Annotated in this window: 23 protein-coding genes; 17 read left to right on the forward strand and 6 right to left on the reverse strand. The window is 69.1% G+C overall.

Annotated elements, in window-relative coordinates:
* Positions 1-63 precede the first annotated feature (63 nt).
* On the forward strand, positions 64-1236 hold the full coding sequence (locus ACH34S_RS32930; RefSeq protein ID WP_395956762.1) for a S8 family serine peptidase: 1173 nt from the start codon (positions 64-66) through the stop codon (positions 1234-1236).
* A gap of 164 nt (positions 1237-1400) precedes the next feature.
* Here ACH34S_RS32930 and eccCa read toward each other — a convergent pair whose 3' ends face one another.
* Positions 1401-5381 carry a type VII secretion protein EccCa gene (gene eccCa, locus ACH34S_RS32935; protein ID WP_395956763.1) on the reverse strand — a complete coding sequence of 1327 codons (3981 nt, stop codon included), beginning with the start codon at positions 5379-5381 and terminating at the stop codon, positions 1401-1403.
* Positions 5382-5584: 203 nt separating this feature from the next.
* On the opposite strand from eccCa, the gene ACH34S_RS32940 reads away from it, so the two are divergent.
* Complete coding sequence (locus ACH34S_RS32940; protein WP_395956764.1) at positions 5585-6037, forward strand: YbaB/EbfC family nucleoid-associated protein; 453 nt, start codon at positions 5585-5587, stop codon at positions 6035-6037.
* On the forward strand, positions 6034-6912 hold the full coding sequence (locus ACH34S_RS32945) for a hypothetical protein (RefSeq protein WP_395956765.1): 879 nt from the start codon (positions 6034-6036) through the stop codon (positions 6910-6912). Before ACH34S_RS32940 ends, ACH34S_RS32945 begins: the two co-directional genes overlap by 4 nt.
* A gap of 3 nt (positions 6913-6915) precedes the next feature.
* Here ACH34S_RS32945 and ACH34S_RS32950 read toward each other — a convergent pair whose 3' ends face one another.
* Together ACH34S_RS32950 and ACH34S_RS32955 are read right to left on the reverse strand one after the other, a co-directional pair.
* Entirely contained in the window at positions 6916-7869 is a 954-nt protein-coding gene (locus ACH34S_RS32950) for a hypothetical protein (RefSeq protein ID WP_395956766.1), read from the reverse strand.
* Complete coding sequence (locus ACH34S_RS32955; RefSeq protein ID WP_395956767.1) at positions 7869-8162, reverse strand: hypothetical protein; 294 nt, start codon at positions 8160-8162, stop codon at positions 7869-7871. Before ACH34S_RS32955 ends, ACH34S_RS32950 begins: the two co-directional genes overlap by 1 nt.
* A gap of 484 nt (positions 8163-8646) precedes the next feature.
* Between ACH34S_RS32955 and eccD the strand changes: the two genes are divergently transcribed.
* From eccD to ACH34S_RS33020, 13 genes are all read left to right on the forward strand, one after another.
* On the forward strand, positions 8647-10044 hold the full coding sequence (gene eccD / locus ACH34S_RS32960) for a type VII secretion integral membrane protein EccD (protein ID WP_395956768.1): 1398 nt from the start codon (positions 8647-8649) through the stop codon (positions 10042-10044).
* A 9-nt stretch (positions 10045-10053) separates the two neighbouring features.
* A complete protein-coding gene (gene eccB / locus ACH34S_RS32965; protein ID WP_395956769.1) occupies positions 10054-11460 on the forward strand; it encodes a type VII secretion protein EccB in 1407 nt (468 codons plus the stop codon).
* A gap of 244 nt (positions 11461-11704) precedes the next feature.
* Positions 11705-12025 (forward strand): WXG100 family type VII secretion target, encoded by a 321-nt coding sequence (locus ACH34S_RS32970; RefSeq protein ID WP_395956770.1) that lies wholly within the window; start codon positions 11705-11707, stop codon positions 12023-12025.
* Between the two features lie 71 nt (positions 12026-12096).
* Entirely contained in the window at positions 12097-12384 is a 288-nt protein-coding gene (locus ACH34S_RS32975) for a WXG100 family type VII secretion target (protein ID WP_132178298.1), read from the forward strand.
* Between the two features lie 160 nt (positions 12385-12544).
* Entirely contained in the window at positions 12545-12913 is a 369-nt protein-coding gene (locus ACH34S_RS32980) for a hypothetical protein (RefSeq protein ID WP_395956771.1), read from the forward strand.
* Positions 12914-12944: 31 nt separating this feature from the next.
* A complete protein-coding gene (locus ACH34S_RS32985; protein WP_395956772.1) occupies positions 12945-14147 on the forward strand; it encodes a WXG100 family type VII secretion target in 1203 nt (400 codons plus the stop codon).
* A gap of 145 nt (positions 14148-14292) precedes the next feature.
* On the forward strand, positions 14293-15624 hold the full coding sequence (locus ACH34S_RS32990; protein WP_395956774.1) for a S8 family serine peptidase: 1332 nt from the start codon (positions 14293-14295) through the stop codon (positions 15622-15624).
* Positions 15625-16805: 1181 nt separating this feature from the next.
* A complete protein-coding gene (locus ACH34S_RS32995; protein ID WP_395956770.1) occupies positions 16806-17126 on the forward strand; it encodes a WXG100 family type VII secretion target in 321 nt (106 codons plus the stop codon).
* A 55-nt stretch (positions 17127-17181) separates the two neighbouring features.
* On the forward strand, positions 17182-17469 hold the full coding sequence (locus ACH34S_RS33000; protein ID WP_132178298.1) for a WXG100 family type VII secretion target: 288 nt from the start codon (positions 17182-17184) through the stop codon (positions 17467-17469).
* 161 nt (positions 17470-17630) lie between these two features.
* On the forward strand, positions 17631-17993 hold the full coding sequence (locus tag ACH34S_RS33005; protein WP_395956775.1) for a hypothetical protein: 363 nt from the start codon (positions 17631-17633) through the stop codon (positions 17991-17993).
* Positions 17994-18023: 30 nt separating this feature from the next.
* Positions 18024-19196 carry a WXG100 family type VII secretion target gene (locus tag ACH34S_RS33010; protein ID WP_395956777.1) on the forward strand — a complete coding sequence of 391 codons (1173 nt, stop codon included), beginning with the start codon at positions 18024-18026 and terminating at the stop codon, positions 19194-19196.
* A gap of 253 nt (positions 19197-19449) precedes the next feature.
* Entirely contained in the window at positions 19450-20634 is a 1185-nt protein-coding gene (locus ACH34S_RS33015) for a S8 family serine peptidase (RefSeq protein ID WP_395956778.1), read from the forward strand.
* A 75-nt stretch (positions 20635-20709) separates the two neighbouring features.
* Entirely contained in the window at positions 20710-22230 is a 1521-nt protein-coding gene (locus ACH34S_RS33020; RefSeq protein ID WP_395956780.1) for a MinD/ParA family protein, read from the forward strand.
* A 51-nt stretch (positions 22231-22281) separates the two neighbouring features.
* On the opposite strand, the gene ACH34S_RS33025 is transcribed toward ACH34S_RS33020, so the two are convergent.
* Positions 22282-23010 carry a hypothetical protein gene (locus tag ACH34S_RS33025; RefSeq protein WP_395956781.1) on the reverse strand — a complete coding sequence of 243 codons (729 nt, stop codon included), beginning with the start codon at positions 23008-23010 and terminating at the stop codon, positions 22282-22284.
* Between the two features lie 323 nt (positions 23011-23333).
* Here ACH34S_RS33025 and ACH34S_RS33030 point away from each other — a divergent pair, with 323 nt between their 5' ends.
* Positions 23334-23801, forward strand: coding sequence for a hypothetical protein (locus ACH34S_RS33030; protein WP_395956783.1), 468 nt, complete (start codon positions 23334-23336; stop codon positions 23799-23801).
* A 26-nt stretch (positions 23802-23827) separates the two neighbouring features.
* On the opposite strand, the gene ACH34S_RS33035 is transcribed toward ACH34S_RS33030, so the two are convergent.
* Both ACH34S_RS33035 and ACH34S_RS33040 read right to left on the reverse strand, forming a co-directional pair.
* Positions 23828-25258 carry a DUF1266 domain-containing protein gene (locus ACH34S_RS33035; protein WP_395956784.1) on the reverse strand — a complete coding sequence of 477 codons (1431 nt, stop codon included), beginning with the start codon at positions 25256-25258 and terminating at the stop codon, positions 23828-23830.
* 175 nt (positions 25259-25433) lie between these two features.
* Positions 25434-26375, reverse strand: a complete 942-nt coding sequence (locus tag ACH34S_RS33040; RefSeq protein ID WP_395956785.1) for a DUF6177 family protein — start codon at positions 26373-26375, stop codon at positions 25434-25436.
* Positions 26376-26449: the final 74 nt, after the last annotated feature.

Below are 26449 nucleotides of genomic sequence, written 5' to 3' on the forward strand. Positions count from 1 at the left end.
GCACCGCCCGGCAGAGCCCGGTAATGTGCTAGTTGTTCATGACGCGACCCAGTCTCTGGAGGAATGGTGCTGCGGCGTTCGTCGACATTCGCTCTCGCGTCGGCCATCGCGATGACCGCCCTGTTCGTCCCCCCGCTCCAGCAGCTACCGGCGTGGGCCGCCGCGCCCTGCGAGCAGCCACTGCCCTTCGGCAACCCCGCGACCGAACTCCCCAAGCAGCTGTGGCCGCAGGAACGGCTGAACTTCACCGACGCCTGGCAGCACACCCGGGGCAAGGGCGTGAAGGTCGCGGTGATCGACAGCGGCGTGGACACCGGCCACCCTCAGCTGCGCGGGCACGTCAAGGCCTTCGACGTGACGAAGGCCGGTCTTGAGGACTGCGTCGGCCACGGCACGCTGGTCGCCGGCATCATCGGCGCGCAGGACCTGCGCGGCCAGGGCATCCCGCTCATCGGCGTCGCGCCCGAGGCCGAGCTCATCTCGGTGAAGATGGCCGTCAGGGCGCAGGGCAACCAGCCCGGCTGGGCCGCCGCCGGCATCCGCAAGGCCGTCGACCTGGGCGCCAAGGTGATCAACATTTCGTCCCAGTCGCCCGACCTGCCGGACCTGCGCAGGGCCGTCCAGTACGCCCAGCAGCGCGACGTCGTGATCGTCTCGGTGGCCGGCAACCTCACCGACCAGACCAAGCAGACCCCGCAGAAGGCGTACCCGGCGAGCTATCCCGGCGTGATCTCCGTCGGCGCCCTGACCAGTGACGGCAAGCTCGCCGGCTTCTCCAACACCCTGACTCCGGTCAGCGTGACCGCGCCCGGCCAGAACGTCGTCAGCACCTGGCCCCGCAACTCCTACAAGCTCGACAACGGCACCAGTCTCGCCGCCCCCTACATCGCCGGCACCGCCGCGCTGATCCGCTCCTTCAACCCGAACCTGAACTACATGCAGGTCAAGCAGCGCATCGAGCAGACCGCGGACGGCGCCCAGGTCGAGGGCACCGGCTCCGGCGTGGTCAACCCGCTCCGCGCGGTCACCTCCGTCAGCACGGGCAGCACGGGCAGGCCCCCGGCCGCCGCGGGCGTCCAGCGCGTCTCCATCGACCAGCCACCCCCCGAAGACCGCCTCGGCCGCAACCTGGCTCTCTCCTTCACCGCCGCCTCCCTGGCGGCCGCCGCCATCGTCGCCGCCGCGGCCATAGCCGTCCCCGCCGCCCGCCGCCGCCGCAACCACCCACCCACCTGACTCCGCCGACCCCAGGCCTCCCAACGCCGGAAGCCCGCCCCCTCGTAAGGGGGCGGGCTTCCGGCGTTGCACTCGCTGCTCTCCGGTGACTTCGCGCGCGGCGGAGCCTTATTCGCACCGTATGCAGTTGTGGTTTCCCTCGTGAAGCCGTCAGCTCGTGAGGGTCATTGGGGGGTGTCGTTGCGGTGGGCGGTCTGGATCAGGCGGGTGCCGGTGCGGCGGTCGATGTGGTAGCCGCGGCCCGGGGGAAGTTTGTGCGGTTTGACGTTGCCGAGGAGGATGCCCTCGTCCTTGTTGCCGGACATGAGCAGGCCGGGGGAGGCCATTTCCTTGATGCGGGTGACGGCCGGGTCGAACATGCCGCGGCCGGCGCCGCCCATGGCGCGGGCCAGGATGATGTGCAGGCCGATGTCGCGGGCCTGCGGGAGCAGTTCCACGAGGGGGCGCAGCGGGTTGTCGGACGTCGCGACCATCTCGTAGTCGTCGATGATGAGGAACAGGTCGGCGCCCGTCCACCAGGAGCGGGAGCGGAGCTGGTCCGGGGTCAGGTCGGCCGGTGGCAGCCGCTGCATCATCGCGCCCCGGACGTCGTTGACCAGCGACGTCGCGGCCGGCGCCGACGCGCCGAACCCGATCTGGTGCTCGGTGTTCGCGACGTCGAGCAGGGAACGGCCGTAGTCGATGAAGATGATCCGGGCCTGCTCGGGGGTGTAGCGGCTGGTGATGCCGGTGGCGATGTGCCGCAGCAGGTTCGACTTGCCGCACTCGGCGTCGCCGATCATCAGGAAGTGCGGGTCCTGCGTGAAGTCGAGGTAGACGGGGGTCAGGGACTCCTCGTCGATCCCGATCGGGATGCGCATGCCCGTCTCGGCCGGGGACGGCAGCTCCGACACCGACAGGACCTCCGGAAGCATCCGGACCTGCGGGGCGCGCGGTCCCGACCAGTTCTCGGAGATCGCCTGGCACATCTTCAGGACGCCGTCGTTCATCGACTCGTCGGCGCCGCCGCCGTCGATCCGGGGGACGGCGGTGAGGAAGTGGAAGCCGTCGCGTGACAGGCCGCGCCCGGGGCGCCCCTCCGGGACGTTGTCGGCGAGCTTGCGGTCGATCTCCGACTCGTAGGGGTCGCCGAGCCGGAGTTCCAGCTTGGTGCCGAACAGGTCGCGGACGTTGGTGCGGAACTCCGTCCACTTGTTGGACGCGGCGATGACGTGGATGCCGTAACCGAGACCGCGGGCGGCGAGCTGGGTGATGGTGTCCTGGATCGCCTCGTAGTCCTGGCGGAGCGTGAGCCAGTTGTCGACGACCAGGAACACGTCGCCGTAGCCGTCGCCGGGGTGCTCGCCGGACGCGCGCATCCGCCGGTAGGTCGCGATCCCGTCGATGCCGCGCTCGGCGAACTCCCGCTCCCGCTGCTCCAGCAACTGGCTGACCTCGGCGACCGTCCGGCGGACGCGGTCGGCGTCCAGCCGGGTGGCGATCCCGCCGACGTGGGGGAGGTCGGACATCGAGGCGAGCGCGCCGCCACCGAAGTCGAGGCAGTAGAACTGCACCTCGGCAGGGGTGTGGGACAGCGCGAGGGACGCCATCAGCGTGCGGATCGTGGTGGACTTCCCGCTCTGCGGGCCGCCCGCGATGCCGACGTGCCCGGCGCCGCCCGACAGCTCCAGCCAGTACGGGTCGCGGCGCTGGTGGAACGGCTTGTCGACGATGCCCGCCATCGCGTAGAGCTTGCCGCGGCCCTCCCAGCCGGCCGTGGTCAGGCCGTACTCCGGGGTCACCTGGAGCTGCGGCATCATGTGGTTCAGCGCGGGCGGGTCGTCCAGCGGCGGCAGCCAGATCTGGTGCGCCTTCGAGCCGTGCCCGGCCAGCTGCCCGACCACCACGTCGAACAGCGACGCCTGGTTCTTGTTCTCCTCGGGCCGCTGCTCCTGCTCGGTCTGTTGCTGCTCGATGACCTGCGGCCGGATGTAGCCCGGCAGGTACGGGACGAGCTGCGTGGCGACCTGGCCGCGCTGCTGGTTGTTCTCCTGCTGGTTCGGCTGCTCGTCCACCGGGCCGGACACGTACGCGGCCTTGAACCGCACCATCGGCTCGGTCGCGAACTTCAGGTACCCGTTACCGGGCGCGGGCGGCAGCTCGTAGGCGTCGGGCACGCCGAGAACGACCCGGGACTCCATCGCCGAGAACGTCCGCAGGCCGATCCGGTACGACAGGTGCGTGTCCAGCCCCCGCAGCTTGCCCTCCTCCAGGCGCTGCGAGGCGAGGAGCAGGTGCACGCCGAGCGACCGGCCGAGGCGCCCGATCATGACGAACAGCTCGGCGAAGTCGGGCTTGGCGGACAGCAGCTCGGAGAACTCGTCGAGGACGAGGAACAGCGTCGGCATCGGCGGCAGGTCGGCGCCGTCCAGCCGGGCCTTCTCGTAGTCGCGCAGCGAGGCGTAGTTGCCCATGGACCGCAGGTACTCCTGCCGCCGCACCATCTCGCCGTGCAGCGCGTCGTACATGCGGTCGACCAGGGGGAGCTCGTCCTCCAGGTTGGTGATGATGGCGGAGACGTGCTCCAGGCCGTCCATCCCGAGGAACGTCGCGCCGCCCTTGAAGTCGACGAGGACGAAGTTGAGGATGTCGGGCGCGTGCGTCATGGCGAGGCCGAGCACCAGCGTGCGCAGCAGCTCCGACTTACCGGAGCCGGTCGCGCCGATGCACAGGCCGTGCGGGCCCATGCCGCCCTGCGCCGACTCCTTGATGTCGAGCTCGATGGGCCGGCCGTCGGCGTCCAGCCCGATCGGCACCCGGAACCGGTTGCGCTGCGCGCGCGGCCGCCAGACGCGTGCCGGGTCGACCGCGTAGGGGTTCTCGACGCCGAGCAGCGACGTCAGCGTCATGTTGCCGGACAGGACGTCCTCTTCGACCTCGGTGTCGCTCTGGCTGCTGCGGAACGGCGACAGCTGGCGGGCGAGGCTCTCCGCCTGGGGGATGTTCACCTTGTCGGGCGTGCCGATCGGGGACGGGACGTCCTTGCCGGTGCGGTCCTTCTTGAGCATGACGACCCGCTCGCGGGACACGTTCAGCCGCAGCGTGCCGGCCTCGGAGGTGTGCCCGACGGTCTGGCCCAGGTCGATGACGCAGACGCCCTCGATGCCGTCGGCGGCGAGCTGCGAGTCATAGGACGCGAGGCCGCCGTCCACCACGACGATGTGCAGCGGCAGCTCGCCGGACGGGCGCCCGGCGACGAACCGGGACCGGTCCTTGACCTCCTGGCCGAGCATGACCTCCAGCTCCGACATCGTCGGCGCGATCCGCCGGACCTGCCCGGCGGCGTCGTGCTCGGTGGGATGCAGGGCATGCGGCAGCCACTTCGCCCAGTCCCAGTACTGAAGGTGCTCCTGGGAGGTGCAGATGCTGATCTGGACGTCGTCGGGGGAGTGGAACGCGGCCGTCTGCATCAGCATGGCGCGCAGCATCGCCCGGCCCGCCGTCACGTCGCCGGACAGGAAGACGCGGGAGAACGAGCGGAGGTTGATCGCGACGGGGAGCGCCGGGACGGTCGAGTGCGTCCGGATGAACCGGCGGAGGGCGCCGGCGCTCATCGGCTCAAGGTCTTCGACCGGCTTGGTCTCGGGGGCGACGAGCTGGACGGCGAGCCGCTGCGGCCCGGCACCCACCCGCACCTGGCCGAAGTCGCCGTCCTCGGGGCGCCGTTCCCACAGCCGGGAGCTCATCGCGATCGACCACAGCCGCGACGGGTCCGGGTTGTACCATTCCAGGGCCTCGCGCTGCTGGGAGGCGGCCTTGCGGACCTTCGTCCTGACCTGCCCGAGATAGCGCAGGTAGTCGCGCCGCTCGGCGTTCAGCTTCGACTTGCGCTCGCCGGAGCGCTGGCCGACCTGGCTGAACATCATGCCGAACATCGACAGGCCCATCATCCCGCCCGCCACCATCTGCAGCGGGTTGGAGTTGGGGTTGAGGAACATGAACGCCATCGCGCCGGACCCCGCCGCCATCGGCAGGAAGGTGAGCACGTTGCGGAAGCCGTCGGTGCTGACCTCGGGCAGCTCGGGCGGGGACTCGAGCAGGACCTCCCCCCGAGGCATCTCGGGCGGCTTGCGGCGTTCCTTGCGCCGCACCAGTACCGTGCTCACTGGACTGGGCTCCCCTCCTGGCTGTCAAACGTCACAGGCCCCGACATCATACGGAAAAGTTCGCGTCGGCGGCTTTTGGGCCGCTGGGCCGCAACCCAACGGACGCTATCAATGGTGACCCGAACCACGGGATAGGGTCTAGCGTCACTAACTGAACCCCCTTCGCAAACCCAACGGACGATCATGGAACACGGAGACAGAAGATGTTCGGACCGGACGGCGTCGACCTCGAAGACCTAATGCGCCAGTCGCAGGAGCGAATGGCCAAGCTCGCTGCGGTCCGGGAACAAATGGCCGACCTCAAAGGGCGGGCGGAGACACCCGACGGCCGCGTCAGCGTGGTCAGCACCGCACAGGACCCGCTCGCCGAAATCAAGATCGATCCGCGCGCGATGCGGATGGGTTCGGAAGAGCTGGCGACCGCGATCAGGGAGACCGCCCGCCTCGCCCGGCAGGACCTCGACGCCCAGGTGCAGGAGCTCACCGCCGGGACCTACGGCGAGGAGGGCAACCCGCTGGACGCCCTCAAGAACCAGGACGCGCTGAAGAAGTCGCTCGACGACATGCAGGACATCTTCAAGGACGCCGGGCGCAGGTCCGAGCAGATGATGGAGGAGCTGCAGCGCAAACTGGGCATCCGGGACCCCGGGCGGTGATCGCGGACGCGTCCGGCGCGGCGGTGATGCCGCTGGCCCAGCAGGATCCACTGGACGGCACCGGGGGTCGGCTCGCGCTGATCTTCGTCCTGCTGATCGTGCTGGCCGGCCTCTTCGTCGCGGGCCTGATGGCCTTCACCGGGCGCTGGCGATCGTGGTACTCCGACAGCTGGCGGGCGAACTACAAGCCCCTCGCGGCGCCGTGGTTCGCAGGCGCCCTCTTACTGATGGCCGCGCTGGTAGGGCTGAACTTCCTGCTCGACCCGGCACCGGCTCCGGTCCTGGCGCTGGGATCGCTGCTCGCCATGGCCGGGATCATCGTCACCGGCATCTACGCCATTCACCCTCCGCGCCGGATGCTTCCCAGATGGATCAGGGCCATCGAGGACGACCCCCTCGGCCCCGAAGCCCGCGCCGAGCCGGCCCTGGACGAAACCTTGTCGAGTTGGAAGTCGAAATGGGAGCGAAGCGCCTTGAGAAACAAGCTCATGGTCGGAGTCCTGTGTGTGGCGATACCCCTGGGGCTCTTCTACCTGGCGCGGCCGCTGTGGTGGTACGCCACAGGCACGTCGACGACGGCGGTGGTGGAACGCTGCGTCGACCCCGGCAGGGAGCAACTCCAGTGCGCCGGACGGTGGACGCTCCCAGACGGTGAGAACGTCCGCGGGGACGTCGCGGGCGCCGGAAGAGGCGACGTGGGGCAAAGCGTCAAGGTGCGCGCCACCACGTCACACGCCGCGAAGCTCACGCTCCGGCTCCTCTACGGCCCCCTGCTGATGCTGCTCGTCATCGCGGTGCTCGGCTACACGAGCTACCGGCAGTACCGGCAGCGGTCCCGCAGAAGGGCGGGGCAACAGGAGGCCCCGCCCTCCTGACGGTCAGCGGTGAGGCTGGGTCTCGTCGACGTACTCCTGCCCGTCGGGCTTGCCGTCGTTGTCCCCGTCCTCGGAGCCGTACGAGGCCCCGACGCCTGAGAACGGAATGCCCAGGATGTTGCCCCCGTTCAGGGTGTCGGCCGTCATCAGCGTCCCGGCGAACTTCTCGGCCGTCGTCATCGCCCCGACCCGCGAGGACAGGGGGACGCCCAGCGCGGTCGCCGGATTCGCCCCGAAGACCCCCGCGGTCCGCTTGGTCAGCAGGTAGGCGAGGGCGCCCTTGAGCATGTCGTCCGCGCCGTTCATGGTCGCCTTCCCGAACGTGGCGAAGACGTCGGTGTTGCCCTTGAACAGCTGCCCGACCATGTTGGTGGTGAGGAAGGCGCCCCAGACGATCGCGGCCCCCTTCGAGACCAGCTCGATGGCCGTCGAGCTGACGTTGAGCACCTTGTAGGCCATGGCGGCGTACTGGTTCGCCTGCGCCTCCAGCTGCAGCGCGGCGGGCGCGCCGACGATCGTCCCGGCCGCGATGCAGATGGCCGTCGCGAAGATCGCCAGCAACGTCATGATGATGAACATGATGTAGATGAACACGGCGATGAGGACGGCCAGGATGTACAGCGCCACGATCACCGACCAGGCCATGACGATGGCGAAGTCGAGCTGGGCGGAGTAGTCGTCCATCTTGCTTTCGAAGGCGTCGCGGTCGTCGCCGGCCCACTGGCTCTCGGCGACGCGGCGCGTCAACTCCTCGATCTTCTGCTGGGACTGCTCCAGCTTGCCGACCATCTCCTTCCAGCCGTCGGCGGCCCGCCACAGCTTGCCCGGGTTCCCCTGGGCCTGGTATGCGATCGGCACGATCGGGATCGCCGCCGGGATCACCACCGATACCCAGAGAGATTCGAAGAAGGCCGCCTTCGCCAGGCCCTCCGCCGCGTCGAGTGCTCCGGCCGACATCAGATCCCCTTCAGCGTCGACATGCGCTCGGCCTCGTCCTGGATGCCGGCCGTCTTGATGAGCTTGTCGTTGATCTCCATGGCGTGCTTGCTCTTGTCGATGAGGTCCTGGTCGGCGAACTCGATCATCTGCGTGTAGGTCAGCGCGGCCGCGATGGCGAACATCGTGTAGGTGTCCGGCTGGGCGTCGCGGGGCTCGGCGTTGAGCTCGTTCCGCGCCTGCTTGAACAGATCCATGAGCTCCTTCTCGACGGCGGCGCCCAGCTTCTTCAGCTCGTCCGGGGAGAAGCGCACCTCACCGCCGGACTTGCCGCCGCCGTTCGGCGATGACTGCGGGGAGGGGGACGTCTGCGGGGAGGGAGACGGCGTGCCGGCAGGGGGCCCGCTTCCGGATGTTGTCGGCGATGGGGACGGGCTGGGCCCGTTCAGGGCTTGCGCGACTCGATTCTCACCCAATCGGTGCCTCCGTTCATGGGGAGCGGGCGCCGGGACCACCACTCGTCGCCCGGCTTCGGACGCGGGCGCCGCTGGATCTCGCGACGCCGCGGGCTGTCCGGCCGGCCTGAGTGGGCCGGATGACAGGCTGGTTCGGTCCAATCATGACACCTGGTGGCCAGATGCACGACAAACCGTATGCAATGACCCTTGGTGATCCTGCTACCGTGCTTTCCGCGGTGGAACAGTGCGGTACCCCGTGATGTCACAATGCATCTTGTTACGGTTTCGCCGGGTGTCCGGACGCTCCCCAAGGGGCCATGCCTACATGTGAGGAAGAACAGTGGCTTCAGTCACCGGAGCGGAGCTGTGCAGGGTCACGGTGGTGGCCCCAAAGCGCCGCATCGACATATCGCTCCCCGCGCACGTGCCGTTCGCCCAGTTCTTTCCGGCGATCCTGCACTATTCCGGCGCCCAGATGGCCGACGCCGGGCTCGCGCACGGCGGCTGGGTCCTGCAGCGGCTGGACGAGGCCCCCTTCGACGGGGGGATGACGCCCGCGCAGGCGAACGTCCGCGACGGCGAGGTCCTCTACCTGCGGCCGGGCATGTCCCAGCTGCCCGAGCTGGCGTTCGATGACGTCCCCGACGTCGTCGCCACCGCGGTCCGCGACCGCCGCGACCGCTGGCGGCCCGAATGGACCCGCCAGTTCTCGCTCTCCGTCGGCGGGGGCGCCTCGGTGGTCGCCGCGGCCGTGGTCCTGCTGGCCGGGCCGTCCTGGATCGTCCCCTCCATCGCCGCGGGACTGACCGGCCTGCTGTTCATCGCTGGGGCGGTCGCGGTGTCGCGGTCGACGGGCGACGAGCAGGCGGGCACCGTGCTCGGCTTCGCCGCGCTGCCGCACGCGTTCCTCGCCGGCCTGCTCGGCCCGGCGCGCGACGATCCCTTCTCCGCCCTGGACGCCCTCAACACCCTCGCCGGATTCGGCGTCCTGGTGCTGTTCGCGGTGATCGCCGTCGTCGGCGTCACCGGCGGCGCGTCGGTGTTCTGGGGCGCCGTCCTCGGCGGGCTGCTCGGCGCGATCGCCTCCGGCTTCGCGCTGCTGTTCGATGACCTGTCCGCCGCCGGCATCGCCGCGGTCACGGTGGTCGTCGCCATGATGATCACTCCGCTGACCCCGACGCTGGCGTTCCGGTTCTCCAAGGTCACGCTCCCGCCGGTGCCGCAGAGCGCGGAAGACCTCCGGCGCGACACGATCATGGTGGACGGGCAGCAGGTGCTGACCCGCACCGGCCGGGCGAACCGGTTCATCACCGGCTTCACCGCCGGGCTCGGCGTCATCGCCTTCCTCGGGCTCGTCCCGTCGGCGTTCGACGACGGCTGGCTCGGCCCGACCACCGCGGGCGTCATCTCGCTCCTGCTGCTGCTGCGGTCCCGGCTGTTCCGCGGCCGCGCGCAGCGGCTGAACCTGCTGGTGCCCGGCATGCTGGGCCTCGGCACGGTGGCGATCGGGCTGTCCTGGGACTCCTCGCCCGTCACGATGGTGGTGTCGTCGCTCGTCCCGCTCATCGCCATCGCCTCCACCGTGGTCGGAGTCGGCCTCTGGCTCCCCGGGCACAGGCCCTCGCCGTTCTGGGGCCGGGCCGGTGACATCCTGGAGATGTTCCTGCTGATCGCCCTCATCCCGCTGGCGCTCGGAGAGTGCGGGCTGTTCGCGTACATGCGCGGTCTCGCCGGTTAGGAGCGCCTCGTGCAGACTCGCAAGGACCTGCTGCAAGCCCACCGCCTGATGACCCAGCGCGCCTCGCTCGCGCTGATCTCCGGTGAGCCGGACAACCCCGAGCTTCCGCTGCGCCGCATGAACATCGCCGCGTTCAGCGGCATCATGATCGGCATTCTGGTCTGCGCCGCGTTCGGCATCTGGGGCGTCATCCGTCCCGGCGGCGCCACCGGCCTGGAAAAGGCCGGAATGCTGATCGTGGAAGAGGAGACCGGCGCCCGCTACGTGTGGTGCGAGAACGGGAAACTCTGCCCGGTCAGCAATTACGTGTCGGCGCGGCTGGTCGCCGGCGCCGACAAGGCCAGCCGCAAGACCGTCAACCGCGCGTCCCTCAAGGAATTCGAGCGCGGTCCCACGATCGGCATCCCGGGCGCGCCGAACACGCTCCCCGAACCCGGTGACCTGACCCAGGCGCCGTGGGCGGTGTGCGTGCGGACGGTGGAGAGCACCTCGCTCGGCCGCCAGCCGCTCGTCACGCTCACCGCCGGCCGCAAGGTCGGCGGCACCCCGTTGCGCGACGACCAGGCGATCGTCGTCAGCGCCGGCCCCCAGAACTGGCTGCTCTGGCGAAACATGCGGATGCGGATGACGCCGTACGCGCTGACCACGCTCGGCGCGACCGCCACCCCCATCGCCGAGAAATGGCTGAACTCGGTGACGCAGGGCCCCGACTTCGCCGCGCCGCGGATCCCCGGCCTCGGCCAGCCCGCGAACGGCCCCGGCGGAGCCGCACGGGTCGGGCAGGTCTTCAGCCTGAACACCGCGTCCGGCGCGGCCTCCTCGTTCGTGCTCCTCGCGGACGGGCTCGCTCCCATCACCGCGATCCAGCGGGACCTGCTGGTCGCCGACCCACAGACGCGAAAGGCCTACGGCGCGAACCCCGCCCGCCCGGTACAGATCGACGCCGGCCAGGTCAACTCGTTCGGACGGTCGGCGCAGCGGCTACATGACCCGAAGCTCGAAGGAAAGGCGCCGAGCATCGTCACCCTCAGCGGGCCGAGCCCGCTCTGCGCCCTCTACAACGACCAGAGCGGGAACAGCGACGCCGTCCTGACCCTCAACGGCGACCTGCCCTCGCCGCCCAGCGCCGTCAGCCCGCAGGGCGCGGACCAGCTCGTCTTCCCGCCCGGCAGCGCGGCCCTGGCCGGACAGGTGCCGAGCCCCGGGCAGGCCGAACAGGTCAACACCTACTACCTCGTCGCCGAGGGCAAGCGGTTCCCGATCAAGGACCAGCAGACGGCGGAGAAGCTCGGCTACTCGCTGCCGGGTGACGCGTCGAAGGTGCCCGCCGGCGTTCTGGAGCTCATCGCGCAGGGACCGGTGCTGGATCCGGATGCGGTGTCCACCCCGCCGACAACCGCGCAGGCAGGGAACTGATTTCAAATGATCTGCGCTTTGGCCGAACCACAATGGGATCTAATGCGTCTCTATCAGGTGAGAATGGTTGGACACTGGTGGATGAAGATCCTATGCTAGTGAGAACTCTGCGGTGCGACCCCCCGCCGTCCAGGCCACAGGGTGCATTTGCGCTGCCGAAACGGGGGCATGCGGTGTTGGCCCGGCACCTGTGTTCCGAAGATCACCCTCGCGGGTCATGACTACGAGTCACTGGAGGTGACCGATGGGACAGCAGTCTGCCGTCGACAGAGCATCGATGAAGCAGGCCGCGGACGACATCGACGCGTCCGCGAACATCATCAAGGGCCTGCAGAGCCAGCTCGAAGGGCATAAGCAGCAGGTCCGTTCGGCCTGGGAGGGTAATGCCTCCATGGCCTTCGAGTCGGTCTTCAACCGGTTCAACGAGGACTTCAACAAGGTTCTGAAGGCGCTGGAGGGCATGCACCAGAGCCTGGTCCAGACCAAGATCACCTACGAGTCCAAGGAAGAGATGTCCGAGCAGGCCGTGAGCAAGGTCCAGTCCCTGCTCAACGGCAGCACCTGAGGGTGAATCCCGCTAAGGGTGAATCCTGAGGGCTATTCGGATTAGGTGACCAGGGCTGGAGAAGGAGAATCATGAGTTACACCAGGGCCAATTTCGGGGGCCTGACCGAGGGTGAGGCGCAGTTCAGCCAGGCGGCGCGTGCGCTGATGGACGAGCTGAACGACCTGGAGGGCAAGCTCCGCACCAAGCTGAACCAGTGGGAGGGCTCGGCGCAGGAGGCGTACTGGGTCTTCCAGAAGCAGTGGGACGGCGCGGCCAAGGACATGCAGAACGTGGTGGCGCAGCTGGGTCTGGCGATCCGCGACGCCAACGACAACTACCAGCAGGCCGAGCGCAGCAACTCGGGCATCTGGGGCTGAACAGCCGACGATGACCGTCCCCGGGCATACGGGGCTGTCGCGGGCCCTGGCCGTCACCAACGGCCAGGGCCGGCTTCGCCGAAGTGGAACCGGCTCGGATCGGTGCCGTCTTGTCTCCCGGACAGCCGAAGAGGCAAGAGGCTGACTAGGAGGTAAGAACATGGGTCACCCCAAGTACCTGCCCCAGACCGGGGGCAAAGAGATCAAGGTCGACCACGACACGCTCGACGACATCGTGAAGCAGCTCGAAAAGGACCTGATCGACCTCAAGAAGTACCCGACGCACTCCCGGAAGGTCACCGAGGAGACGCCGTCCGAGGCCGCGATGGGGGACTACCAGGCGGGCCGCACCATGTACGGCACGATCACGGCTGCGCGCGACGCCATCGGTGGCACTTTCGACCAGTTCATCACCGCCTATGAGCAGACGATCGAGGCCCTCCGGGCATCGAACAGGAACCACCGCAAGGCCGACGACGCATCCAAGCGCGGCGTAGAGGCCGCTGGTAACCCGAACAGCGCCGTCTGACCAGCCACGAGTACGGAAAGGGGGCCCTTCCGTGGGTCAGCAAAAGATTCGGGTAGCTGAAATTCGGGATGGTGACGAGGGCACCGGAGGCCTGAACAAGCTTGCGTTCTGGAAGGACAATTTCGACAAGGTTCGGAAAATTGTCGATTCCATGCAGCCTAGCAAGATGCACAGCGGTGCGCTGGCCTACAAGAACATGGCCACGCGGATGGACACATCCGTCGACCTCATCTACAAGCAGGCGACGCGGCTGGTCGAGGCATGGGGTGGCGAGGACGCCAACAAGGCCATGATTCAGATGGACAAGGCCTTCCAGGCGGCGAAGGAAATCTACACCAAGGCCGACACCACCAGTAAGGCGCTGACGGCCCACGGCAATCAGCAGAGTAACTGGAAGCAGCAGTACGGCAGCGGCAGCGCCACCGACAGCTGGGTCAACAACACGTTCAACTGGGGCATGAAGCACATTGCGACCAGCCCCATCGCCGTCAGCACCTTCCTCGGAAACAACTTGTCGGCCGACGACGCCATGGACGCCATTCACGAGGGCACCAGGCAGTCCAACGAGAACTTCCCCGAGGGCATCCGCCAGGACATGCCGACGACGAACCCCAGTATTTTTGACGAAAAGCCTCCACCTGGCACGGGCAAGCCCCCGGGTTCTCCCAAGATGCCCGGTGGCGGCCCTCCTCCAGGTGGCCCCCCCGGTGACATTCCTGGCGGCCCCAACGACATTCCCAAGGGCCCCACGGGTCCCGGCGATCCCCCCGGTGTCCCCCCGGGCCCGGGCGGTCCCGGGGGCCCCGGTGACATTCCCGGCGGCCCCGGTGGTCCTGGCGACATCCCCGGTGGCCCGGGCGGTGTTCCCGGCGGCGGGACGGACCTTGCGAGCATGCCGGGTGGCGGCCCAGGTGGTGGCCCCGGCCTCGGCGGCGGTGGCATGCCCGGCGGTGGCCCAGGTGGTGGCCCCGGCCTCGGCGGCGGTGGCATGCCCGGTGGCGCCCCGGGCGGGCTCGGCACCGGTGCCGGTGGCATGATCGGTGGCCCTGGCGCAATGGGTGCCGGCAAGGCCGGCATGGGCAAGGGCGGCATGACCGGCATGGGAATGCCCATGGGTGCCGGCGGCGGCGGTCGTGGCGGCGAGGGCAACGAGCACGAGCGCAGCACGTGGCTGACCGAGGACGAGGACGTGTGGGGCGGCGACGACGACACGGCCCCACCCGTTATCGGCTGACGCAGAGACGTCGTGTGGCGAACATGACAGTATCGGCAGACCGGGCGACGCCCGGTCTGCCGATGCTTTGTGTAGAACCGCTTACTTAGGCGAGGAGTGCGAAATGCTGCGGCGGAGTCGAAAGGTCGTAAGCTCGGCCTTGGCCATGCTCGTTCTCGGAGCAGTCGCCTGGCCCGGCTCGGCCGCGGCGGCGCCCAACCCGCTGCCACAGGAATGGTGGTTCGAGAGTTGGGGCGTGCAGAGCCACCTCTGGCCGATCACCAAGGGCAACGGTGTCACCGTCGCAGTGATCGACACGGGCGTCCAGGCGAATCTGCCAGAACTCCAGGGCGTAGTGGTGCCCGGGGCGAACGCTGAGGACGGTACTGGGGACGGGAAGCAAGACCTCGACCGTTTCGGCTCTGGCCATGGAACGGCGATGGCGTCCCTGATAGCCGCACAGGGTAGCGGCACCGGAATGCTGGGAGTCGCTCCAGAGGCCAAGATTCTTCCGATTTATGCACACAGCAACCCCGGCTACGGTAAAGGCATTCGCTTGGCGGCGGACCGCGGCGCTCAGGTGATCAACCTGTCTCAGGCCATAGCCGGACCGTGCCCCCGCGATTTGCAAGAATCCATCGCATACGCGCTGGGCAAGGACGCCGTCGTCGTGGCCGGCGCGGGCAACGACGGAAATGGCGCGAACTCGAGCAATTCGCCAGCCAATTGCAAAGGTGTTCTTTCCGTTGGCGCGGTCGACCCGAAGTTCAACCCTTGGGAGAAGACGCAACGCCAGTCCTACGTGACCGTTGCCGCTCCAGGCGAAAATACCCTGGCGGTCTTCGGAGACGGGAAGATCCATTATGGTGGTGGGACCAGCGCTGCGACGGCGCTAACTTCCGGTGCCATTGCTCTTATTCGAGCCAAGCATCCGGACATGAAGAACCGCGAGGTTGTGCGGCAGCTTATCGCGTCCGCGAAGGACATCGCTGAGAAGGGTAGGGACAACCGGACCGGGTACGGCATCATCCGTCCCTACCGGCCGCTGGCGGGCCAGGCGCCGACGGGCACCGCGAACCCGGTGTTCGAGGAGTTCGACAGCTGGATGAAGACCAATCATCCAGAAGGCAGCAAGTCGGCCCCACAGCCGGGTAACCACGAAGCCGGCCTTGCGCCCATCCCGATCGTCCTCGCCGGGATCCTCGTCGTGGCTGCGATCGGTGGCGTGATCTGGTTCGTCATCTCCCGCCGGAAGCGCTCCGGCCCGCCCCCGCCCCCGTTCATGGGCCCTGGCCCGGGCGCGCCCCCGGGTTTCGGGCAGCAGCAGCCGCCCGGCCCGCCACATGCGGCGCAGCCGATGGGCGGGCAGCCGATGGGGGGCCAGCCTGGACAGCCCATGGGCGGACGCCCGCAGTTCCAGCCACCGCAGCAGCCCGAGGGCGCACCGCCGCAGCAATGGCGGCCGGAGGGCGATCACCGCCCCGGGCCGCCCCGCTAGCAACTCTTCCTGGAACGACGACCCACGGCCGCCACCGGCTCTGCGCACCGCCACCACGGCTAGCGCAAGCGGGTGGCGGCCGTGGCGGTTTCGATCCAGACCATGCAGATCCGCACGCTGCACGTCAGGTGACAGAGGCTGAGACCGGACTCACCGCGACGAAGCAACAGACAGGGCGAGTTCGCGGGGCCTAGGCGTGCCGGTGGCCACGGGCCAGCCGAGCCACCACCTCGCCTGTGCAAGGGCAACAGTCGCATGACCAAGGAAGCGTGACGCCATGACAGAGCCCGTTGGTGGCGAGTAGCAGACCCCGATGAACTGTGCGGTCTCCCGTGGCAGATGCAGCGGTGACCGCTCGACGCAGGGAGAGGCACGGCCGCCATGCGCTTCACGCTGCCGGCCGCGCCGGGCGCGAAGTGGTGACGCGGACGGAAGTATCTGCGGACCTTGGCGTCGGCGGTTTCGGTCCGAACATGACTGCGTCAGTGGTGTGTCCATTGGTCCCGCAGTGAGTGTCTCTGGGGCGAACCCACGGGCACGGTGGCCTAATCCGTGATCAGCGATGCAAGGACTGTGGCGTCGTGACCTGCAGTGACGCTGGGGCGGGCGCATTGAACAGCCTCGGTCGTCCCTCGTACGGCCTGCGGGAGAAGCACTGGCCCACGCCGTCCACGTGATCGAAATCGCGACCAGGCCGACGGCAGCGCCATACGCAGGACGAACCCGTTCGCGCTCCTGGCCTTCTGGGCTATGCCACGCCGCCTCTCAGGAAGGTCAGTGGGCTGACCACCTGTCCATGTGACCCACTCGGCGAGCCTTCGGATGCGCCGTTGGAGCGACCCCGAATAGTCGTGTTTGGGGAGGTGGGAACGGTTCTCGATGGTGTAGGGCTCTGCCGTCCCTTGATCAGAAACGGATTGATTGACACGTAGGAGACAGCGACATTACAGAATTGGTCCTGGTGTGTCTGTCTGGTAAGGGAATGGCTGGACAATCGGCAATCCGGGCCCTATGGTTGGGGAATCCTGTCGCGCGACCCCCCGCCGATCAGGCCTCAATGTCCTTTTGTGCTGCCCGAAACAGGGTGGCTGAAAGGGAGGCAGGTGGGAGTGGCCCGGCATCTGTGTCCCGAAGGATCATGTTTCGCCCGGGCTCACGGTCGAAGTCACTGGAGGTGACCGATGGGACAGCAGTCTGCCGTCGACAGAGCATCGATGAAGCAGGCCGCGGACGACATCGACGCGTCCGCGAACATCATCAAGGGTCTGCAGAGCCAGCTCGAAGGGCACAAGCAGCAGGTCCGTTCGGCCTGGGAGGGTAATGCCTCCATGGCCTTCGAGTCGGTCTTCAACCGGTTCAACGAGGACTTCAACAAGGTTCTGAAGGCGCTGGAGGGCATGCACCAGAGCCTGGTCCAGACCAAGATCACCTACGAGTCCAAGGAAGAGATGTCCGAGCAGGCCGTGAGCAAGGTCCAGTCCCTGCTCAACGGCAGCACCTGAGGGTGAATCCCGAAGGCTATTCGGATTAGGTGACCAGGGCTGGAGAAGGAGAATCATGAGTTACACCAGGGCCAATTTCGGGGGCCTGACCGAGGGTGAGGCGCAGTTCAGCCAGGCGGCGCGTGCGCTGATGGACGAGCTGAACGACCTGGAGGGCAAGCTCCGCACCAAGCTGAACCAGTGGGAGGGCTCGGCGCAGGAGGCGTACTGGGTCTTCCAGAAGCAGTGGGACGGCGCGGCCAAGGACATGCAGAACGTGGTGGCGCAGCTGGGTCTGGCGATCCGCGACGCCAACGACAACTACCAGCAGGCCGAGCGCAGCAACTCGGGCATCTGGGGCTGAACAGCCGACGATGACCGTCCCCGGGCATACGGGGCTGTCGCGGGCCCTGGCCGTCACCAACGGCCAGGGCCGGCCCGGCCAATCTGGGCCGGTGCCCGGCGGATGCCGCTCCCCTCTCCCAGACGGCCGATGAGCACGAGACCAACAGGAGGTAAGAACATATGGGCTACCCGCCCATGCCTCAGGCCGGAGGCAAGGAGATCAAAGTCGACCACGATGCGCTCGCAGACATCGTGAAGAAGCTCGAAAAGAATCTGCACGCGCTGGAGAACGCGCGGTTCACTCAGCAGATCCAGGACGCCACGCCGTCCGAGGGTGCGATCGGCAACTACAAGGCAGGACAAGGTCTCCACAGCACCGTCCGAGCGGCACGCGATTCCATTGGCATGACCCACGACCAGCTCATCAGGTCGTACAAACAAGTGATCGAAGCCATCCGGAATTCGGACAAGACTCATCGCAAGGCCGATGACGCCTCCAAGCGTGGCGTGGAATCCGCCGGCTCCCCGCAGACTTACATCTAGAAGGAAACGAGCGGACAGGGGTGCGCAGCAGTGGGGCATGAACTAGAGATTAGGAAGACTGTCGCAAAGGACGCCGAGGGCGTTGGCAACTGGTACAACGCTCTCGAGGTCTGGAATGACAATTACGACAAGGTCCGCGAGATCGTCGACAGCATGGACCCTGGCCAGCTGAAGAGCGGCGGACGCGTCTACGGCAATCTCGCAAAAGAGATGAACGGCGCTGCGAATCTGCTGTACAACCAGGGGATTCGCATGGCTGAGGCCTGGGGCGGTGAAGACGCAAAAAAGGCCTTAGAGGCCATGGACAAGACCTATCGGCAGATGCAGGAGATCGCGAAGGTCTCCGACCAGACCAGCAAGGCGATGACGTCGCACGCCCAGCAGCAGCACGAATGGAAGAACGCGTACGGCAGCGGCAGCGGGATGGCCGGCTGGATGGCCGACGCGGTCAACTGGGGACGTAACATCCTCAGAACCAATCCCATCGCCGCCCAAGCCGCCGTCAGTAACATGATCGGCAATAATGCCGGTGCGGCCAAAGCAATGGGCGCCATCAACGACGGCACTGAGCAAACCAACAACAACTTCCCGCCTGGCATCCGCCAGGACCTCGCGAGCACCAACTTCCGGGACGGAGAATTTCCCCAGCAGCCCGGCTCGGGTGGTGGTGGCCCTGGTTCCCCTGCAATGCCCGGCGGCGGTGCGCCTCCTGGCGGCGGTCCGGGTGATATCCCAGGTGGTCCTGGCCAGATTCCCGGTGGTCCTGGTGGCCCCGGCCATGTCCCTGGAGGCCCCGGTGACATTCCCGGTGGCCCTGGCGGCGGTATTCCCGGCGGCGGGACGGATCTCGCGAGCCTGCCCGGAGGCGGTCCAGGTGGTGGTCCTGGCCTCGGCGCCGGTGGCCTCGGCGGCGGCCCAGGTGGCGGCCCAGGTGGCGGCCCCGGCGGTGCTCCTAACCTGGGCGCGGGCGGTGCGGTCGGCGGCCCAGGAGGACTGGGAGCAGGGCCGGGCGCAGGCCCTGGCGGGCTGGGCGGTAGGGCCGGCATGGGAAAGGGTGGCATGACCGGGATGGGAATGCCGATGGGTGCCGGCGCCGGCGGTCGTGGCGGCGACGGCAACGAACATGAACGCAGTACATGGCTGTCCGAGGACCAGGACATCTGGGGCGGTGATGATGACACGGCCCCACCCGTGATCGGCTGACGGCGAGGTGCTGACAGCGAGCGCGAAAGTATCGGCAGGCCCGGTTCCGCCGGCCTGCCGATACTTGATGCAGAACCGGTCGTATAGGCAAGGAGTACTGATGCTGCGGCGGAGACAGAGAGTGGCCAGGTCCGCCTTGGCCTTGCTCATTTTCGGAGTGGTGGCCTGGCCTGGCTCGGCTGCGGCGGCACCCCAGCCGCTCTCGAAGGAGTGGTGGTTCAAGTCCTGGGGGGTGCAGAGTCACCTTTGGCCGTTGTCCACGGGCGAAGGCATCACGGTTGCCGTGATCGACACGGGTGTGCAGGCGGACTTGCCGGAACTGCAAGGGGTAGTGCTTCCCGGCATGAACGCGGAGAGCGGCGGCGGTGACGCTCGGCAGGATCTCGATAGCGTCGAAGATCCCCCAGGCCATGGCACTGCGATGGCGGCGCTCATAGCCGCCCAGGGGCGTGGCACCGGCATGGTCGGCGTCGCTCCGGACGCAAAGATCCTTCCGGTGGTGGCGCAGAGCATTGCCGCCTATACCAAGGGAGTCCGGTTCGCGGTTGATCACGGTGCTCAAGTAATCAACCTGTCGCAGGGAGTCCCTGGCCCCTGTCCCGAAGACCTACAGGAGTCGATCGCCTACGCGCTGAGCAAGGATGCGGTCATCGTCGTTGGTGCGGGCAATGATGGAAACGTCGGTAACGCCAGTAACGCCCCCGCTAACTGCAAGGGCGTGCTGGCAGTGGGTGCTGCTGACGCGCAAGGGAATCCGTGGGAGAAGACGCAGCGGCAGCCATATGTGATGGTGGCGGCTCCCGGCGTCCACACGGTGACGGTACTGAGAGACGGAAAGCTATACCCGGGAAGCGGGACGAGTGACGCGACGGCGCTTACGTCTGCTGCTGTGGCTTTGATTCGGGCCAAGCATCCGCAGATGACGAATCGTGAGGTTGTGCGGCAGCTCATTGCGTCTGCGGCGGATCTTGCTGAGAAGGGGAAGGACGACCGGACCGGGTACGGGATGATTCGTCCGTATCGGCCGCTGGCGGGGAAGGTGCCGAACGGCACCGCGAACCCGGTGTTCGATGAGTTCGATCGCTGGATGAAGACGCAGCATCCCGAAGGCGCCAAGTCGGCGGCGCCGAAGGCGTCGGACGGCGGCGGTCTGGGCACTGTCATCTTCTTCATCGCCGCGGCGGTGGGCATTGTCGTGGCGGGCGTCTTCGCTTTTGTGATCTCCCAGCGGAAGGGGCCTCGTCCGCCCGCGCCGCCGATGGGGCCCGGTCCCGGTGCGCCGCCGGGGTTCGGGCAGCAGTATCCGCCCGGTCCGCCGCCGGCCGCGCAGCCGATGGGGGGACAGCCGCAGTACCAGCCGCCTGGGCAGCCCGGTGGTGCTCCGCCGCCTGGGTGGGGTCCGCCGCAGGGTGGGCCTCCCGGGCCGCCTCCCCGTTGACGGCGGGACGCCTGGCCGTCCGCGGTGCGTGGGGGGCTGGGCGTCTCGTAGGCTTGCGGCGGAGAAGGGAGGCAGGTGTCGGATTCAACGTGGCAGCAGGCCGTCCTGCGCGATCTCGGTGTTTCACAGCGGGGATTGCAGGTGCTCGCGACGGTGCCGTCCTCCGCTGCCCAGGAGGCATGGGGAGCCGAGGCTCCACCGCAGCCCGCGCCCGAGCAGCGGGCGGCCGCCGCGCCGGTCGTGATGCCCGATCCGCCGGCCCAACCGCTTCCTCCCACCGAGCCGCACGCAGCCCCTGAGCCGACGCCTCCACCCCCACCTCCACCTCCGGCTCCCTTTGCCGCGCCGTCCCAAGGCGGTGCGGAGGCGCCTCCGCCTCCGCCGCCTCCGCCGCCTCCCCGGCCGGCGTTCCCGGCGCCTGGGCAGGAGGACCCGCCCGCGCCGCCTCCCGCCCCGCCGTTCCTGCAGCAGCCGGTGGCGGGCGAAGCCGCGGAGCAGCCGGCGGACGCCTCGCCCGAGCAGCAGGCGCCGCCCCCCGAGTTCGACTGGGCGGCGGCCGTCAACCCGCTGATCGGGGTGGACACGTCGGAGGCCCCGCTCGCCGAGCAGGTCGGTACCCATCAGCCGGCGGCGCCGCCTCCGGAAGCCGCGGCTCAGGCTCCCGCTCCGGGCCAGGTCGGTCCGGTGGGTGCGGGCCAGCCCATCCCGGCCGAGGATCTGATTCGCAAGCATCAGCATGGTGATCCGCTGGCCCGCCGGATGGGCCGCAGCGTCCGCAAGGCGGTTGGCGGCGGTACCCGCGAGGCGCGTGACATGGCCGCGTTCGTGGATTTGATGCAGCGGCCGGTGCCGAGTACCCGGCAGATCGCGGTCGCCAGTGTGCGCGGTGGCGCGGGCAAGACGACGATGGCCGCGCTGGTGTCGACCGAACTGGCGCGGCACCGGCGGGATCGGGTGCTGGCGGCCGACGCCGACGCCGAGCTGGGCTCGCTGCCGTTGCGGCTCGGTGTCCGTCCGCAGCTGTCGCTGTTCGATCTGGCCGGGCAGAATCCGCGGTCGTTCGAGGAGGCGGCGCGTTTCCTGGCCCCCACGCCCGAGGGGCTGCTCGTGCTGTCGTCCACGAGAGGCGGCCGCATCGCCGGCGAGTTCACGCTGGAGATGTTCCAGAACGCGGTCAGCCAGGTCGCCCGGTACGTCGGGACGACGGTCATCGACTGCGGCGCGGGGATTCTGACCGAGCTGAACCGGGGCGTGGTCGCGGCGTCACACGGTCTCGTCCTGGTGACGCCGGGGACGGTCGACGGCGCACTCAGCGCGCGCGGGGCGCTGGAATGGTACGCGGCCAACAACCAGCGCGACCTCCTCGCCCGGACGGTGATCGCGATGGTCTCGCACGCCCCTCAGGTGGGCGCCGACCTCCAGCGGGCGCAACAGATGCTGGCCGCGTGGGGCCTGCCCGTCGTGCCGGTCCCCTATGACCGGCACCTCGCGACCGGCGGCTCGCTGAACATGTCGATGGTCTCCGCGGCGGCACGGGCGGCCGTGACCCAGATCGTGCACGAGGTGTTCGCGCGCTCGCTGGGCGCCGGTGGCTGAGCGCGAAGGAGCCCTGCCGGGCCCGGCGTGTCCGGGCCCGGATCGTGCGGGTCAGTCACTCCAGATGAGGGTGTTCTTCACCTCGATGCCCAGTTCGCCGGCGGTGGTGAAGACGCTGCTGGTGCGGCCGCCGGTTGCGGCGCCGGTCGACCAGTACGACTGGGCGTAGACGACGCTGGAGCCCTGCGGCCACGAACGCGTCCAGTAGGCCGGGTTGGCGCGGGGCTGCGGGAGGCCGCTCGCGTCGGACGGGGTGAGCAGCAGCGGCCAGCCCTTGCTGGAGGTGAGCCGGCTGACGCTCGCCGCCGCCGTCGAGCTGGAGAACTTCGCGATCGACACCGCGGTGATGATGTTCCTGGACGGGTTGGCGTAGACGGCCGAGTGCATCACCCCGATGCACGGATACGTGCTCAGCGTCGCGCGGAGCTTGGTGTTGGCGCGGCTGGTGCAGGACGCGGTGCGGGTGCCCGCGCGGGTGAAGGTGTTGCCCTGCGCCGTCCGGATGGTCGGGCCGAGCACCGAGGCCGGGTCCGACCCGCCCCCGCTGGACGGCGTGCTCCTGGGCTCCGGAGTGTCGGCGGGCGAGGACGGAGTATAGGACGGGAACGAAGTCGTCCTTCGGGGTTCTTCGTCGTCGTCGCCTGCGACGACGACGACGAAGGCGCCGAGGCCGACCAGGGCCAGGAGGCCGACCACACCGAAGATCAGCAGCGGGACCAGCGCCCCGCCACCGCTGCGGCGCGGCGGGGGAGGCGGCGGGAAGCCGGACCCCCCGGGCATCGGCGGCCCCGGTGGCGCGGGCGGCGGGAAGCTGGGGCCACCTGGGGGCTGACCAGGCCATTGGGGGGAATTCATGGACGCTCCGTGCTAGGTCTCGCTGGCGGGTGGCGATTTCGGTCGGACCAGAGTAGCGGTCGAGAGCTGGCGTTTTAACAGGGGATGGTAGGTATGACGGGATGTGCGTGCCGGCCGACGGCGGCGGCGCGCGCGGATGTCTCATAGGGTTGCGTTGGAGAAGGGAGGCAGGTGTCCGACTCAAGCCGGCGAGCGTCCGCCGCGCGCGGTGGCGGCCCGCCCAGTCCGCCCGACGCTGGGATGACCCGATGAGCAGTGACCTGGTGGCGCTGGTGCGCCGCCGTCCCGATGTGCACGCCGTGGCCGACGGCATGATCGCCATGGGTGAGGCGCTGGAACTGCGCGGCGGGGAACCCGAGCCGACGCTCATGTACGACACCGAAGGGCGCCTGCTCGTCTCGATCGAGGACGCGGTGCAGGTGTCGGCGCAGAGCGAGATCCGGCGGCTGCTCGGCCCGGAGTTCGCCGAACGCGTGACCGCTCCCGTGTGGTGGGTCGACGTCCGCGCCGTCGCCGACCTGCCCGACGCGATGCGGGTCGCCCGTAGGTTCGCCGAATCGCTGGCGCACTGGGCCGGCGGGACCGTCTACCCGGACGGGGCGAGCGAGCCCCCGGCGCGCAGCTGGAAGGCGTCCGATCAAGGCGGCGGCCCGAGCGGCGGCGCGGTCCCCGGGCAGGACGGGGCCGCCTACCAGGGTGGCGTCATCGGCGGCTAGCCGATCGCCCGGTCGCGCGTGGCGGCTTATGGCCAGTCGCGGGTCAGGTCCAGGGCCCAGGGGACGGTGTTCCAGGGGCTGTCCGGCTCGGCGGCGAGGTTCTCGATGAGGCGCTCGTACTCCGACCGCGCCTTTCCGCCGCCGACCGACCAGAGCAGCCGACCCTGCAAGTAGCAGGTCGCCATGTCCTGCCAGGACGAATAGCGCCGCTGGATGTCGATCGCCAGCGGAAGCATCCGCTCCCAGCAGTACTCCTCTGTGAGCCAGCCGACCATGTGGCCCCAGCGGTAGAGCATGAGGGCTCGTCCGTAGTCCCAGATGAGGAAACGGCCCACGTTGGCCCGCAGCGCCGGGTCGGCGAGGGCCTTGAGGCGGTGCAGTTCCTCGGACGCGTGGTTGCGGTCGTTGAAGAGATGGTGGAGGAACTGGGCGAGTTCGGCGCCCTCCTCGCTGACGTCCGCGCCGGGCTCGTCGCGCAGCACCCGCGGGACGAGCCACGCGTACGAGCCGCCCTCGTCGCCGTACCGGACGCGCACCAGCTCGATGAGCCGCTCGACGAACGGGGGCTCGAGCTCGTCGCGGGCGATGAGGTCGTCGACCTCGCGCAGCAGCGTCCGGTACTCCTCCTGCGCGGCGGGGGAGCGGGCGGCGAGTTCGGCGTCCTGGGCGAAGTCGGCGCGGTGACCGTCCTGGACGAGCCAGTTGACGGCGCCGAGGAGCTGTTCGAGATCGTAGGCGCCCCACGGGTCCTGGAGGATCTCCTGGGCGGTGCGGCGGTCGGAGGCCGCCGCGTCCACGCCGGGGGCCGTGCCGAGCCGGTCGAGCCGGAACCCGTTGATCGCGCCGTACGGGGCGCCCGCCGCGATGATCCAGCGCTGGACGGGCGTGAGGACGCTGCCGTTGGCGGCAGGGGTGGTGCCGTCGGTGCCCGGCGGGTTCGGGGTGGAGATCAAGGCCCACAGGTGCCGGTGGAACTCCCTGGCCTGGCGCTCCTCGCCGTCCGAGAAGCCGACGAGCAGCTTGCGGAGGGACGGGTGCCAGAGGTACAGGCGGCGGAGGAACCGTCCGTCCTTCCAGACGAGGTGTTCGGGGCGCAGTTCACCGAACGGGATGCGGGTCCGCCGGTGCACCATCGCCTGTTCCGCGAACCGCAGTTCCAGGACGGACCACAGGCGCCGCAGCGGCGTACGGCTCAGGATGAAGACGAGCACGAGCAGGGCCGTGCCGGGTGCCAGGGCCCAGCGCGCCGCGTCCTGCAGGCCCGTGAGTGACAGGACGGCGCCGATCAGCAGCAGGCCGATTCCGCAGCCGCGGAGGACGCGGGACCAGCCGGTCGTCAGGGCGCGGGCGCTTTCGATGCGGAGCACCGCCGCGTCGCCGTCGAACTCGAACGATCCTTCGGCGCGCGTCCCCTTGACGGCCCGCTCGAGCGCGTCGAGCCGGCCGGCCTGTCCCATGGTCAGGACCGTACATCATCCTTTACGGGTAGATCATCAGCGGTGTCCGGAGTCTGTTGCGATGCTCGCCGAAAGCCCGTTTCGGTCGACGGCACGGCGGTCCGCCAATGGTCTGCCGAGGGTCAGGCGGATGGTCAGGCGGGTGGGGCAGGCGGGCGGGCGGTCCGGCGGGTGGTCAGGCGGACTGGAGGTGCTGCATGAGCATGCTGTGGCGCTGCCAGCCGTCCGGGGAGCGTCCGTCGCCGAGCGGGAAGAGGGTCAGCGGGGCGCGGGGCGGGCCGACCTGCTGGCCGGGCAGGCCGTTCGGGCCGCTGACGGTGCCCGCGACGGCGAGCGCGACGGGGGCCGGGGCGCCCGTCCAGCGGGGCTCGGTGGTGAGGTCGGCGCGGCCGGGCGTGACCTGCACGAACAGCGACGCGATCTTCTGGTCGGCGGCGAGCGCGCCGACGAGCGTCGGCAGGTGCTGCAGGGGCGGCGGGTCTTCCGGCATGTAGCCGACGGTGACGGTGCTGACCTCGGCGACGTCGCCGCCCGTACCGGCGGTGAAGTCGCAGATCGCCTGGGCGGGACGGGGACCGTCGCCGCCGACGAGGAGGCGGGCGGTGGAGCGTCCGCGCGCGTACTCGGTGAACCGGTCGGCGCGCCACGGGTGCTCCAGCGGCTCGGTGGCGCCGAGCGCGCCCGGGGGCTTGCCGGTGAGGAGCTGCAGGAGGCGCTCGACGGGCCCGCCGAGATCGCCTTCGGGGCCGTGCTTGGTGCGGTAGACGAGGGTGAGCTGCGAGCCGATCCGTGCGCTGGGACGGGTGGTGAACCCCGGCGCGTAGTCGCGCGCCTCGGGGACGGGGACGAACGTCGTGCCGCTCCACTTCAGCGGACGCCCGGTCAGGCCCTCGTAGTAGCCGTCGCCGTTCCGGACGACCCACTGCATCTCGTTCCCGGCCGCGACGGTGCGCAGAGGAAGGGAGAGCCGGGAGTCCAGAGGCGTGACGAGCTGCAGGGTCCGGCCGCTCGCGGTGCAGTCGCCGAGAGCGTTGTTCAGCCAGGCGCTCAGCGGCACCAGAGGCCTGTCCTGCAGCACGACCATCGCCTGGTCGGTCAGCGCGTCTACTGTGCTCATCTCCGGAGGAGTCTAGCGACCGGGGCCCGCCCGTGGCTGCCGTCCAGACGTCCCCGGCGTACCCCGACGTCCCG

Source organism: Actinomadura sp. 3N508, assembly GCF_044326375.1.
GTDB lineage: Bacteria > Actinomycetota > Actinomycetes > Streptosporangiales > Streptosporangiaceae > Spirillospora.